Source organism: Pseudomonas sp. 2024-210 (assembly GCF_045062345.1).
Taxonomy (GTDB): Bacteria; Pseudomonadota; Gammaproteobacteria; order Pseudomonadales; family Pseudomonadaceae; genus Aquipseudomonas.
In genome coordinates this window covers 132,557-146,305 of the sequence record NZ_JBJGEJ010000007.1, presented here as the reverse complement: position 1 = coordinate 146,305, position 13,749 = coordinate 132,557, and the positions used below count along the sequence as shown (strand labels likewise).

Sequence of the window (13,749 nt, the reverse complement as noted above, 5' to 3'; positions counted from 1 at the left end):
CACGAACATGGCTATCGAGATTAAAGCCCCTACTTTTCCGGAATCGGTTGCCGATGGCACCGTTGCCACTTGGCACAAACAACCGGGCGACGCTGTAAAGCGTGATGACCTGATCGTTGACATCGAAACCGACAAAGTTGTGCTGGAAGTGCTGGCAACAGCGGATGGCGTGCTGGGCGCTATCGTCAAGAACGAAGGCGACACCGTTCTGTCCGACGAAGTGTTGGGTTCCATCGTTGAAGGTGGCGCTGCTGCTGCTGCCGCCCCGGCCGCCGCTGCTGCACCGGCTGCTCAAGCGGCTGCCCCGGCTGCTGATGGCGAAGACGACCCGATTGCTGCTCCGGCCGCTCGCAAGATCGCTGAAGAAAACGGCATCAACATCGCTTCCGTTGCCGGCACTGGCAAAGGCGGTCGTGTGACCAAGGAAGACGTAGTAGCTGCTGTGGCTGCCAAGAAAGCCGCTCCGGCTGCTGCTCCGGCCAAGCCTGCTGCACCTGTCGCTGCTGCACCGGTCTTCGCTGCGGGTGATCGCGTAGAAAAACGCGTTCCGATGACTCGCGTTCGCGCCACCGTAGCCAAGCGTCTGGTTGAAGCTCAGTCGAACATGGCGATGCTGACCACCTTCAACGAAGTCGACATGACTGAAATCATGGCACTGCGTTCGAAGTACAAGGACCTGTTCGAGAAGTCCCACAACGGCGTACGTCTGGGCTTCATGTCGTTCTTCGTGAAAGCAGCGACCGAAGCGCTGAAACGCTTCCCGGCTGTTAACGCTTCGATCGACGGCTCCGACATCGTTTACCACGGCTACGCCGATATCGGTGTTGCTGTTTCCAGCGACCGTGGTCTGGTGGTTCCGGTTCTGCGTAACGCCGAACTGATGAGCCTGGCTGAAATCGAAGGCGGTATTGCTGCTTACGGTAAAAAAGCCCGTGACGGCAAACTGTCCATCGACGAAATGACCGGTGGCACATTCACCATCACCAACGGTGGTACTTTCGGTTCGATGATGTCGACTCCGATCGTCAACCCGCCGCAAGCCGCTATCTTGGGCATGCACAACATCCTTCAGCGTCCAATGGCAATCAACGGTCAGGTTGTGATTCGTCCGATGATGTATTTGGCTCTGTCTTACGATCACCGCTTGATCGACGGCAAAGAAGCTGTAAGTTTCCTGGTAGCAATCAAAAACCTGCTGGAAGACCCGGCACGTCTGCTGCTGGATATCTAATAGAAGCAACTGCAAGCTTCAAGTGACAAGCTGCGAGATAAAGCAGCTTGGCTTGGGCTTGCAGTTTGCAGCTGACAGCTTGTAGCTAATAGAGGATCTATTTTCATGTCTCAGAAATTTGACGTTGTAGTGATTGGTGCGGGCCCTGGCGGCTACGTGGCCGCGATCAAGGCCGCTCAACTGGGCCTTTCGACTGCATGCATCGAAAAATACACCGACAAGGAAGGCAAACTGGCCTTGGGCGGTACTTGCCTGAACGTGGGTTGCATTCCATCCAAGGCGCTGCTGGACAGCTCCTGGAAGTATCACGAAGCCAAGGATGCCTTCGCCATCCACGGCATCACCACCGGTGAAGTGAACATGGACGTGCCGGCGATGGTTGGCCGTAAAGCCAACATCGTTAAAGGTCTGACTTCCGGCGTTGCGACCCTGTTCAAGGCTAACGGCGTTACTTCCCTGCAGGGCCACGGCAAACTGCTGGCCGGCAAGCGTGTTGAACTGACCAAGCCAGACGGCAGCGTTGAAATCATCGAAGCCGAGAACGTGATTCTGGCTTCCGGTTCGCGCCCAATCGACATTCCGCCGGCTCCTGTTGATAACAACGTAATCGTTGATTCGACCGGCGCACTGGAATTCCAGTCCGTACCTAAGCGTCTGGGCGTTATCGGCGCTGGCGTTATCGGTCTGGAACTGGGTTCGGTATGGTCCCGTCTGGGCGCTCAGGTCACTGTTCTGGAAGCACTGGACACGTTCCTGATGGCGGCTGACGCTGCTGTGTCCAAAGAAGCCTACAAAACGCTGACCAAGCAAGGTCTGGACATCAAGCTGGGCGCTCGCGTTACCGGTTCCAAGGTCAACGGCGACGAAGTTGTGGTGACCTACACCGACGCCAACGGCGAACAGACCATTACCTTCGACAAGCTGATCGTAGCCGTGGGTCGCCGTCCGGTGACCACCGAACTGCTGGCAGCTGACAGCGGTGTGACCATCGACGAGCGCGGTTTCGTGTTTGTTGACGATCATTGCGCGACCAGCGTACCGGGCGTCTTCGCTATCGGTGACGTGGTTCGCGGCATGATGCTTGCACACAAAGCTTCCGAAGAAGGCATCATGGTTGTTGAGCGCATCAAAGGTCACAAGACCGAGATGAACTACGACCTGATTCCATCGGTTATTTACACTCACCCGGAGATCGCGTGGGTCGGGAAAACCGAACAGGCCTTGAAAGCTGAAGGCGTTGAAGTTAACGTCGGCACCTTCCCGTTCGCCGCCAGTGGCCGTGCCATGGCAGCAAACGACACCGGTGGCTTTGTTAAAGTCATTGCTGATGCCAAAACTGACCGCGTACTGGGCGTCCACGTGATTGGCCCGAGCGCAGCAGAATTGGTACAGCAGGGCGCGATCGGTATGGAATTCGGCACCAGCGCTGAAGATCTGGGCATGATGGTTTTCTCCCATCCAACCCTGTCCGAAGCCTTGCACGAAGCAGCACTGGCAGTGAATGGCGGCGCCATCCACATTGCCAACCGTAAGAAACGTTAAGATCAGACAATAATAAACCACGGCGGTCTGCCCGTCGTGAGCCTTGCTTGCAAGCCTCACCGCGGAACTTCCGCCGGACGCAGTCTTGTCTGAATTGCGCCAGGCCGTCGCTGCTCACGCAGTGCCGGCTTGTCGAAAACAGCACAAGCAGCAGTCACAGGTGGTGCGGCACTAATTAAAGTGCAGCGCCGAATGCGCAGTACCTAACGAAGACGGTAAAAAGCATGAATCTTCACGAGTATCAGGGTAAGCAGCTGTTCGCTGAATACGGCCTGCCAGTATCCAAGGGTTATGCAGTAGATACCCCGGAAGCGGCCGCAGAAGCGTGCGACAAGATCGGCGGAACCGAATGGGTTGTAAAAGCTCAGGTTCACGCAGGTGGTCGTGGTAAAGCGGGCGGCGTAAAGCTGGTTCGCAGCAAAGAAGACGCTAAAGCATTCGCACAACAATGGTTGGGCAAGCGTCTGGTGACTTACCAGACTGACGCCAATGGTCAGCCGGTCACCAAGATCCTGGTTGAATCGTGCACTGATATCGCTAAAGAGCTGTACCTGGGCGCTGTTGTTGACCGTTCGAGCCGCCGTATCGTGTTCATGGCTTCCACCGAAGGTGGCGTGGACATCGAGAAAATCGCTCACGACACACCAGAAAAAATTCTGAAAGCAACGATCGATCCACTGGTTGGCGCTCAGCCATTCCAAGGTCGCGAGTTGGCTTTCCAGTTGGGTCTGGAAGGCAAGCAAGTTACTCAGTTCGCCAAAATCTTCGTAGGTCTGGCCAAACTGTTCAAGGATCACGATCTGGCGCTGCTGGAAGTGAACCCGCTGGTTATCAAGACTGACGGCGATCTGCACTGCCTCGATGCCAAAATCAACATCGATGCAAACGCCATGTACCGTCAGCCTAAGCTGAAAACTTTCCACGATCCGTCGCAAGACGATCCGCGCGAAGCGCACGCTGCCAAGTTCGAACTGAACTACGTGGCGCTGGAAGGCAACATCGGTTGCATGGTCAACGGTGCTGGCCTGGCCATGGGCACCATGGACATCGTCAACCTGCATGGCGGCAAGCCAGCCAACTTCCTTGACGTTGGCGGCGGCGCAACCAAAGAACGCGTTACCGAAGCGTTCAAAATCATCCTGTCCGACAGCAATGTCGCTGCAGTGCTGGTTAACATCTTCGGCGGCATCGTTCGTTGCGACATGATTGCCGAAGGCATCATTGGCGCCGTGAAAGAAGTCGGCGTAAAAATCCCGGTGGTTGTACGCCTTGAAGGCAACAACGCTGAACTGGGCGCTAAAGTACTGGCAGAAAGCGGCTTGAACATCATCGCTGCTACCAGCTTGACCGACGCTGCTCAACAAGTAGTTAAAGCTGCGGAGGGCAAGTAATGAGCGTCCTGATCAATAAAGACACCAAAGTTATCTGCCAAGGCATCACTGGCTCGCAGGGCAGCTTCCACACCCAGCAAGCCATTGAATACGGCACCAAGATGGTCGGTGGCGTTACTCCGGGCAAAGGCGGCACCACTCACCTGGACCTGCCTGTTTTCAACACCGTGAAAGAAGCCGTAGAAGCGACTGGCGCAACTGCCAGCGTTATCTATGTACCGGCTCCTTTCTGCAAGGACTCCATCCTTGAAGCAGCGTTCGGCGGCATCAAGCTGATCGTGTGCATCACTGAAGGCATTCCTACCCTGGACATGCTGGACTGCAAAGTTAAGTGCGACGAACTGGGTGTTACCCTGATCGGCCCTAACTGCCCGGGCGTTATCACGCCAGGCGAATGCAAGATCGGCATCATGCCAGGTCACATTCACTTGCCAGGCAAAGTAGGCATCGTGTCGCGTTCCGGCACCCTGACTTACGAAGCTGTGAAGCAAACCACTGACGCCGGTTTCGGCCAGTCAACGTGTGTAGGCATCGGCGGTGACCCAATCCCAGGTTCCAACTTCATCGATATCCTGAAGTTGTTCCAGGAAGACCCGAAGACCGAAGCGATCGTCATGATCGGTGAGATCGGCGGTTCGGCTGAAGAAGAAGCGGCTGCCTACATCAAGGCAAACGTAACCAAGCCGGTTGTTTCCTACATCGCTGGTGTGACTGCCCCTCCAGGCAAGCGCATGGGCCACGCGGGCGCAATCATCTCTGGCGGCAAGGGTACTGCAGACGAGAAGTTTGCTGCCCTGGAAGACGCAGGCGTTAAAACCGTGCGTTCGCTGGCAGACATCGGCAAGGCTCTGTCCGAGCTGACTGGCTGGGCAATGAAGTAAGCCTCGCGCTTAACTGACTGCTTCACCAGACAAAGGCCACCTTCGGGTGGCCTTTGTGCGTTTGGACGTTAACGTTTTATTGAAGGCCGGTAGTCGACGATGGAGAACGAAGCCTGCGAACGGCTGTGAACCGGTCGTATCGTCTTCCAATCTTGATGTCGCGCCATGTACTTGAATGTAGGAAATAGTGAGCTTGTAAGTAAGGGAATCACACCCATTTCATTTTCGATGTCAACAAGGCGACAACTGCGTGCGTTCATCGGACAGTTCGCCCTGTAACAGTGCGTTTCATACGAAAAATCGGTAGGCTAACAGCCAAATCTGCGTAGGCATCCCACAAGGAAACCGCGCGCTAGACGGGTTGGTCTTACTAAGGCTGGCAGCATTTCCCACATCCGCACGGGAAATTCCCCTCTAAATTCCGATTCAGTAGTGTGGTATTTCCGTAATGAAAGTATTGAAAGGCCAGGACATTCTGGCACTTGGGTTTATGACATTTGCCCTGTTTGTCGGGGCTGGCAACATCATTTTCCCGCCTATTGTTGGCCTGCAAGCTGGGCCGCATGTCTGGATTGCTGCACTGGGCTTTCTGGTCACAGCGGTAGGTTTGCCGGTTATCACCGTGGTAGCGCTGGCTAAAGTCGGCGGCGGCATGGACGCGCTGAGCAGCCCCATCGGCAAAATTGCTGGCGGCTTGTTGGCGGCTGTTGCGTATCTGGCAGTGGGCCCGTTGTTCGCAACGCCACGTACGGCAACGGTTTCGTTTGAAGTAGGCTTGGCTCCGTTGACGGGTGAAAGTCCACTGGCGCTGTTTCTATACAGCTCGGTTTACTTTTTGATCGTGTTCTTCGTTTCACTGTATCCAGGCCGTCTGTTGGACACCGTCGGGCGCTTTTTGGCGCCACTGAAAATTATTGCCTTGGCGATTCTGGGCATTGCGGCTTTCGCACTGCCTGCCGGGGACGTGGGCGTTGCTACAGCGGAATACGTCAGCGCACCCTTTTCCCAAGGTTTTATCAATGGTTACCTGACCATGGATACCTTGGGCGCCTTGGTGTTCGGCATCGTGATTGTGAATGCGATCCGCTCGCGTGGTGTTGAGTCGCCGAAGTTGATCACCCGCTATGCCATCATTGCCGGTCTGATCGCCGGTGTTGGTTTGGCACTGGTTTACGTCAGCCTGTTTCGCCTGGGTGCCGGCAGCCACGAAGTGGCGATGGGCGCAACCAACGGCGCTGCGGTACTGCATGCTTACGTTCAACATACCTTCGGCTCGTTGGGCAGCGGCTTCCTCGCGGTATTGATCGCGTTGGCTTGCCTGGTCACAGCTGTTGGCCTGACCTGCGCCTGTGCTGAATATTTCAGCACTGTTCTGCCGTTGTCCTATAAAACGCTGGTGATCATTCTTGCCGTGTTTTCGTTGGGCGTGTCGAACCTGGGGCTGACTCAACTGATCGCGTTCTCGATCCCGCTGCTGACTGCGATCTATCCGCCTTGCATCGTTCTGGTTGCTCTGAGCTTCTGCAAAGGGTTTTGGCATGCGCAATCGCGGATTGTTGGCCCGGTGATGTTGGTGTCGTTCTTCTTCGGCACCATCGATGCGCTTAAAGGTGCAGGTTTTGGTGAGTGGATTCCGAGCACATTGGCCAACATGCCATTCAGTGAACAAGGCTTGGCCTGGCTCGTGCCGAGTGTAGTCACATTGATTGGCGCCGTTGTTTGCGATCGCTTACTGGGTAAACCTGTCCAAGCGCTTGCATAAGTAACTATCCAGTTCGCCAAAAGCATCACTGGATAATAAAAATGCCTTGCATCAATTAGATGCAGGGCATTTTTTATGGCCGGTATTTAAACGTTAGATCCATTAGCGTTAAAAGCCAGATACAACAAAGCCCGCACTTGGCGGGCTTTGTCGTTGTCGCAGAAAGCGCGATTACTTGCTTTCTGGAGTAGCCACAGGTGCTGCTGGGGCAGCCTGGCCCGCTTCTTCAGCGGCGGCTTTGTTGGACTCAGCCTGAGCTTTGGCCGCTTCGGCATTTTCTTTCGCCGCGTCGTTCACTTTGTCCTGAGCTTCAGACATTTTATCCTGCGCTTGCTCAGCGTGCTGAGTAGCATCTTGCGCTTTGTCTTCAGATTTTTTATCGCAGGCAGCCAGGCCAAGCGAAGCAGCAAGCATCAAGGCAACAGCAAAAGTATTACGCATGGGGTGTTTCTCCTTATGAGTAGATCTACGGGGCGTTTGAGCATTGGCCGATCGCTTAAGTTCCATGGCCATGCACATATATAAGTAAAGCTCCGCGGGCGGCGATTATTGTTAAAAAGCCCGCAGGTTTCAAGTAGCCCTTGAAATCTTAATCCAAGACCCCAACTTTAAACTCATCCCGCCGCCAACCCACTAGGGCGTGGCTCATGCCATCTAATCGGAGTTTGATAACAATGAGCGTGGAAACTCAAAAGGAAACCCTGGGCTTCCAGACCGAGGTCAAGCAACTCTTGCACCTCATGATCCATTCGCTGTACTCCAACAAGGAAATTTTCCTTCGCGAATTGATCTCGAACGCCTCTGATGCTGTCGATAAATTACGTTTTGAAGCGCTGTCCAAGCCAGAACTGCTGGAAGGCGGCGCTGACCAGTTAAAAATCCGTGTGAGCTTCGACAAGGACGCTAATACCGTCACACTCGAAGACAACGGTATCGGTATGAACCGCGACGATGTGATCACTCATCTGGGGACCATCGCCAAGTCCGGTACAGCCGACTTCATGAAGAACCTGACAGGCGATCAGAAAAAAGACTCTCACCTGATCGGTCAGTTTGGTGTGGGCTTCTATTCGGCTTTTATTGTTGCTGACAAGGTTGACGTCTACAGCCGTCGAGCGGGCACGCCTGCAAGCGAAGGTGTGCACTGGTCCTCCAAGGGCGAAGGCGAGTTTGAAGTTGCCAACATCGAAAAAGCCGAGCGCGGCACCAAAATTGTTCTGCACCTGAAGCCTGGCGAATCTGAGTTCGCTGACGGCTGGCGTCTGCGCAACATCATCAAGAAGTATTCCGACCATATCGCCTTGCCAATCGAATTGCCTAAAGAGCAGACCGTGGCCGAAGGTGAAGAGGCGCCAGCGCTGGAATGGGAAACCGTTAACCGCGCCAGTGCCCTGTGGACCCGTCCTCGTACTGAAGTCACAGACGAAGAGTATCAGGAGTTCTACAAACACATCGCCCACGACTTCGAGAACCCGCTGGCCTGGAGCCACAACAAGGTTGAAGGCAAGCTTGAGTACAGTTCGCTGCTCTATGTACCGGCGCGTGCTCCCTTTGACTTGTACCAGCGCGAAGCGCCTAAAGGGCTGAAGCTGTACGTACAGCGTGTATTTGTCATGGATCAGGCAGAATCGTTCCTGCCGCTGTATCTGCGCTTCATTAAAGGCGTGATCGACTCCAATGACCTGTCGTTGAACGTGTCGCGTGAAATTCTGCAAAAAGACCCGATCATCGATTCCATGAAGTCGGCATTGACCAAGCGTGTGCTCGACATGCTGGAAAAACTGGCGAAGAACGAGCCTGAGAAATATCAGGGCTTTTGGAAGAACTTCGGTCAGGTCATGAAGGAAGGCCCTGCTGAAGATTTCGCCAACAAGGAAAAAATTGCCGGTCTGCTGCGTTTCGCCTCGACTCACGAAGAGGGTGGCGAGCAGGTTGTGTCGTTGGCTCAGTACCTTGAGCGCGCCAAAGAAGGTCAGGACAAGATCTACTACCTGACTGGCGAATCCTACGCACAGGTCAAAAACAGCCCGCATCTTGAAGTTTTCCGTAAGAAAGGCATCGAAGTGCTGTTGTTGACCGACCGTATCGATGAGTGGCTGATGAGCTACCTCAGCGAGTTCGACGGCAAAAGCTTTGTTGATGTGGCACGCGGTGATCTCGATCTGGGCAACCTAGACTCTGAAGAGGACAAAAAGGCCGCAGAAGAGGCCGCTAAGGCTAAAGAAGGTCTGGTTGAGCGCATCAAGGCAGCCTTGGGCGAAAGCGTCAGCGAAGTGCGTGTATCGCACCGACTGACTGACTCTCCGGCTATTTTGGCTATCGGTGAACAGGACATGGGCATGCAGATGCGTCAGATTCTGGAGGCCAGTGGCCAGAAAGTGCCGGAGTCCAAGCCGATCTTCGAATTCAACCCGGCTCACCCCCTGATCGAAAAACTCGATGCGGAACAGAGTGAAGAGCGTTTTGGCGACCTGTCGCACATTCTGTTCGATCAGGCGGCACTGGCTTCTGGCGACAGTTTGAAAGACCCGGCGGCGTATGTACGCCGGCTAAACAAATTGTTAGTAGAGTTGTCGGTCTAACCGCGTTATAAAAACCCGCTTCGGCGGGTTTTTTTTGGTTTTGAATTCAGGAGCTTTACATGGAACCGATCACGGTGATGTCTGTGGCGTACCAAATCGACGGCCAGCCATTCGAAGGGCGTCTTGCCTTTGACCCAAGCCGAGGAGATCCGCTGCCGGGTTTGCTGATGGCGCCTAACTGGATGGGCATCAGCGCAGGGGCCGAAGAGATTGCCAAGTCAGTGGCCGAGCAGGGTTATGTGGTGTTGATTGCCGATTTGTATGGCAAAAGCATTCGCCCGAGCAATGCAGACGAGGCGGGTGCGGCCATGATGCCGTTGAAGAATGACCGTGCCTTGTTACGCAAGCGGATGTGGGCGGCTTATGACCTGTTGAAGAATCAGGAGCAGGCCAAGGTTGACGGCAGCAAACTGGCAACATTCGGTTTCTGTTTTGGCGGCTGCTGTTCTCTGGAATTGGCCCGTGGTGGCGCGCCACTGGAAGCGGCAGTGTCATTCCACGGCACGCTGGACACCCCCAATCCTGTCGATGCACAGAGCATTAAAGGGTCAGTGTTGGTGCTGCATGGTGCGTCCGATCCATTAGTGCCCCGTGATCAACTGCCAGCTTTCGAAGAAGAGATGAACGCGGCAGGTGTGGACTGGCAGTTGACCAGCTATGGCGGTGCAGTGCATTCCTTTACCGATCCACACGCCAACGTACCAGGCAAGATGATGTATGACGCTAAAACAGCCAGCCGGGCGTTTACGGCGATGCACAACTTGTTGGATGAAGTGTTTAGGGGTTGAAGTGAATCAAGAGCACCCTCACTCCAGGCCTCTCCCAGAGGAGAGGGGGCTTGATCGCGTTGTTTTCAGAAAATATTTCAGTCCCCTCTCTCTCGGGTGAGGGGTTTTACCGCTCCAGCGTTTCACTTACGGTCAAATCCCGCATCAGCAGCGCAAATTTCAAATCCACCTGCTCTGGGATCGGCAGGTACACCGTATGACCATCCCCCGGCGCCACCTGAACCGCTAACCCCACGCTGTTATGCAACTGATCGAGATCAAAGTGGTAATTGCCGCCCGGCGTCATTAATTCCAGATGATCACCCAAGGCGAATCGGTTTTTGACCTTGACTTCAGCCAGACCGTTTCGTCGTTCCCCGGTCATCTCCCCAACAAACTGCTGAAAATGCGAGAGTGAGTTGCCGTGCAGATAGTTTTGATACTCATCGTGTACATGGCGACGTAAAAAGCCCTCGGTGTAGCCCCGCTGCGCCAGTGACTCCAGATCGGTCATCAAGCTGCGATCAAATTCACGGCCCGCCAGCGCATCATCAATCGCCTTGCGATACACCTGAGTTGTCCGTGCGCAGTAAAAGTGCGACTTGGTGCGGCCCTCGATTTTCAGGGAGTGAACCCCCATCGCTGTCAAACGCGCCACGTGCTGAACCGCCCGCAGGTCTTTGGAGTTCATGATGTAGGTGCCGTGCTCGTCTTCGAACGCCGACATGGGTTCATCGGGGCGATTAGCTTCATGCAGCGTAAAAACTTCATCGGTAGGTGCGCCCAGGCCCAGCGTAGGCTCAACCACCTTGACGACATTGCCCAGCTCATTTTCCGTGGCGGGTTTTGCTTCGTACTTCCAACGACAGGCATTGGTGCAACTGCCCTGATTGGCATCCCGTTTGTTCATATACCCGGATAGCAGGCAACGCCCGGAGTAAGCCATGCACAGTGCTCCATGCACGAATATCTCCAGCTCCATGTCAGGTACTTGCTGGCGAATTTCTTCGATCTCTTCCAATGACAGTTCACGGGACAGAATGATCCGGCTCAGACCTTGTTGCTGCCAGAATTTCACGCTCGCCCAATTAACGGTGTTGGCTTGTACCGACAAATGAATCGGCATATGGGGGAAGTGCTGGCGCACCAGCATGATCAAGCCCGGATCGGACATAATCAGTGCGTCTGGGCCCATCGCGATGACGGGCTCCAGGTCGTTGAGGAAGGTGCGCAATTTGGCATTGTGCGGGGCGATATTGACCACCACGTAAAAGCGCTTGCCTTGCACCTGAGCTTCAGCAATGCCGATCGCCAGGTTGGCGTGATCGAATTCGTTGTTGCGTACCCTTAAGCTGTAGCGCGGCTGGCCCGCGTACACCGCGTCCGCGCCATAGGCGAAAGCGTATCGCATGTTTTTCAGAGAACCAGCTGGGGCGAGGAGTTCAGGTGGAACAAGGAGCATAGTCTGACCAGTCGCGAAAAAGGCGCGATCCTAGTCGAGTCCCAAGCCCCGGTTATTGATCTAGGTCTAAGGTTTTAGCTTCAAGCTTCAAGCTTCAAGCTTCAAGCTATGAGCTATGAGCTATGAGCTATGAGCTATGAGCTATGAGCTTCACGAGAGATCTTTTACGTGCAGCGTGCAGCTGATTCCCAGCGTTTGCCCCTTGTGCAGCAACGTCAGCCCCGGATGGCCGGGCAGGTGATGGGCGTTGACGGGGTGGGTGACGGGCTCGAAACAGAAAAAATCTTGTCCCGGTGGGCAATACACCAAGCAAAAATCGGTGCCGTTTGCCTGGCATTCCAGGGTGTAGCCCAAGTCTGGCTGGATAATCCGCGCATGGCCGTCCCATTCGGTAAAACAGTTGTCGAGCCGTGAATGGGGCAACGTATTGCCATGATTAAAATCCCATTCGGCCGGCATGGGCACGCAATCCGTGGGCAGCCCTTGGTCATCGCACAGCCACACCTGCGCGGTCTTAGCCTGTAAGCGGGTGTTGGCAGTGCGCGGCAGGTAGGGATGCAAACCCAAGCCATGCCAGACGGCATGTTCGTCTTGATGGGTCACCCTCAACTCGATGTTTAATTGCCCATCGCTGACTGTGTAGATGAGTTGTGCGCTATAGGCGAACGGGATCGTGCTCTCGAGTTGCAGGCAGGCATGCCGGGAACTGTGCTCAATCACGGTCCAGGCTTGCTGCCAGCCGCTGCCGTGGATGGGCAGCGCCCCCGGCGGGCTGTTGGGCTCCAGTGCAAACCAGTGGTCAGGGCCGTGGAAGCCACCACCGCCCACACGGTTAGACCATGGCACCAATGCAAAGCATGCCAACTGATTGGCCGAGCCGCTGTTCAATGCATCGGCACGGCTATTGCGCAATAAGGGCTGGCCACTGGCAATAAGGCGCCAGTCAAGAATGCTGCCGCCTATCAGTGGCGCAAGGGTCAGGCGTGTAAGGCCATCTTCAAGGGTCAACAGGTGTGGGGTCATAAAACACTACCGTAATAAGTGTCAGGTCAATCCGTGGCACGTCGCCAGGTCAGCAACACAATGCCTGCGACCACAATCAGCCCGCCGATAATCTGCCCGCTGCTCAGCAGCTGATCCAGAATCAACCAACCGAACAGCAGGCTCGCTACGGGCTCCACGTTCATCACGGGTGCGTTGCGGGCCATGTCCAGACGGGTCACGCAGATGAACAGCAAACAAAAGCCTAGCCCATACAGCGCCACCAGAAAGGCGAGGGCGGTCCAGCCGGTGGATGAACTCGGCAGGGAGACGCCGTCGGGTAACACGCCGCTGAATCCGGCCACTGCCGCAGCGCTGAAGACAATCAACATTGTCAGCATGCTGCGAACGGTACCGCGCAGACTTGATAGTTTGTGATCAGTGATCCATAGCGCGCAAGCAAACACCGTGGCTGCAGCGAAGCCAAAGGCGATGCCTTCCAGCCATTGCGCTTCAGTGGTGCCTTGGCTGGACAGGCGCTCAGGCACGTCGAGCGCGAAGACCAGGCCGATCATGATCATGCCCATCAGCCCAGCGGCGCGTCGGGTGGGGGCTGCGCCGCCCAATGCCCAGGTCAGCAATACCAGCAGGATCGGCGCCACGTTGGCGATCAGTAAGGCCAATGCCACGGGGATCCGCGCCACGGCTGAATAAATAAAGAAGCTTTGTGCCGCAATCAACAGTCCCAGCAAGAGTTGCCAGCGCCAGTGAGTGGGTGTCAGACGAGGCCGTTCGCGTTGCCACAGTACCAGGCCGGTGAGTACCAGCAAGGTCACTCCAGCACGGCACAGAATAGCCAGAAGCAGGCCAGTATCGTGGTCAAAGGCGATGCGGGCGGCGATATGGTTACCCGCGAAAGCACAGGCCAGCAGCACCAGAATCAGCACCGCAATATGGCGGGGGAACAATGCAGGAGCAGACATAAACAACCAGCCTCCTTGGCTGTAAGGTTCATCACTATCCGTAGCAGTTGCCGAAGGCGACGTCCGGTTGCGCAGCAATCGTAAAGCCATCAACCCGATATGAAATGAATACCCGATCTTCAAGTTTCACGACAGCTACGCTGCCGGACGCAGCCTTCGGCAGCTGC

At 55.3% G+C, this 13,749-nt stretch carries 11 protein-coding genes; 7 read left to right on the top strand and 4 right to left on the bottom strand.

Annotation, left to right across the window (positions count from 1 at the left end; translation table 11 throughout):
- Positions 1 to 7: 7 nt before the first annotated feature.
- The 5 genes from odhB to brnQ all read left to right on the top strand — a co-directional run bounded on the left by odhB (position 8) and on the right by brnQ (position 6,807).
- Positions 8 to 1,231 (top strand): 2-oxoglutarate dehydrogenase complex dihydrolipoyllysine-residue succinyltransferase, encoded by a 1,224-nt coding sequence (gene odhB, locus ACI7MX_RS12425; RefSeq protein WP_405587707.1) that lies wholly within the window; start codon positions 8 to 10, stop codon positions 1,229 to 1,231.
- 105 nt (positions 1,232 to 1,336) lie between these two features.
- Positions 1,337 to 2,773: a dihydrolipoyl dehydrogenase gene (gene lpdA / locus ACI7MX_RS12420; RefSeq protein WP_405587704.1), complete on the top strand. Its 1,437-nt coding sequence runs from the start codon at positions 1,337 to 1,339 to the stop codon at positions 2,771 to 2,773.
- A gap of 224 nt (positions 2,774 to 2,997) precedes the next feature.
- Positions 2,998 to 4,164, top strand: coding sequence for an ADP-forming succinate--CoA ligase subunit beta (sucC, locus tag ACI7MX_RS12415; protein WP_122784531.1), 1,167 nt, complete (start codon positions 2,998 to 3,000; stop codon positions 4,162 to 4,164).
- Positions 4,164 to 5,045, top strand: a complete 882-nt coding sequence (gene sucD, locus ACI7MX_RS12410) for a succinate--CoA ligase subunit alpha (protein WP_095002114.1) — start codon at positions 4,164 to 4,166, stop codon at positions 5,043 to 5,045. The genes sucC and sucD overlap by 1 nt, the downstream gene beginning before the upstream one ends.
- 448 nt (positions 5,046 to 5,493) lie before the next feature.
- Complete coding sequence (gene brnQ / locus ACI7MX_RS12405) at positions 5,494 to 6,807, top strand: branched-chain amino acid transport system II carrier protein (protein ID WP_314490797.1); 1,314 nt, start codon at positions 5,494 to 5,496, stop codon at positions 6,805 to 6,807.
- Positions 6,808 to 6,978: 171 nt separating this feature from the next.
- Here brnQ and ACI7MX_RS12400 read toward each other — a convergent pair whose 3' ends face one another.
- The gene (locus ACI7MX_RS12400; protein ID WP_314490800.1) at positions 6,979 to 7,248 is read right to left on the bottom strand and encodes a hypothetical protein; all 270 of its coding nucleotides are present in this window, start codon (positions 7,246 to 7,248) and stop codon (positions 6,979 to 6,981) included.
- Positions 7,249 to 7,481: 233 nt separating this feature from the next.
- Here ACI7MX_RS12400 and htpG point away from each other — a divergent pair, with 233 nt between their 5' ends.
- Both htpG and ACI7MX_RS12390 read left to right on the top strand, forming a co-directional pair.
- Positions 7,482 to 9,389, top strand: a complete 1,908-nt coding sequence (htpG, locus tag ACI7MX_RS12395; RefSeq protein WP_405587699.1) for a molecular chaperone HtpG — start codon at positions 7,482 to 7,484, stop codon at positions 9,387 to 9,389.
- Positions 9,390 to 9,448: 59 nt separating this feature from the next.
- Positions 9,449 to 10,177 carry a dienelactone hydrolase family protein gene (locus ACI7MX_RS12390; RefSeq protein ID WP_314490806.1) on the top strand — a complete coding sequence of 243 codons (729 nt, stop codon included), beginning with the start codon at positions 9,449 to 9,451 and terminating at the stop codon, positions 10,175 to 10,177.
- A gap of 106 nt (positions 10,178 to 10,283) precedes the next feature.
- Here the strand turns inward: ACI7MX_RS12390 and yegQ are convergent, their stop codons facing one another.
- The 3 genes from yegQ to ACI7MX_RS12375 form a co-directional block, all read right to left on the bottom strand.
- A complete protein-coding gene (gene yegQ / locus ACI7MX_RS12385; RefSeq protein WP_405587696.1) occupies positions 10,284 to 11,618 on the bottom strand; it encodes a tRNA 5-hydroxyuridine modification protein YegQ in 1,335 nt (444 codons plus the stop codon).
- Between the two features lie 150 nt (positions 11,619 to 11,768).
- Positions 11,769 to 12,641, bottom strand: a complete 873-nt coding sequence (locus tag ACI7MX_RS12380; protein WP_405587693.1) for an aldose 1-epimerase — start codon at positions 12,639 to 12,641, stop codon at positions 11,769 to 11,771.
- 26 nt (positions 12,642 to 12,667) lie between these two features.
- Positions 12,668 to 13,582, bottom strand: a complete 915-nt coding sequence (locus ACI7MX_RS12375) for an EamA family transporter (RefSeq protein ID WP_405587690.1) — start codon at positions 13,580 to 13,582, stop codon at positions 12,668 to 12,670.
- Between the last annotated feature and the right edge of the window lie 167 nt (positions 13,583 to 13,749).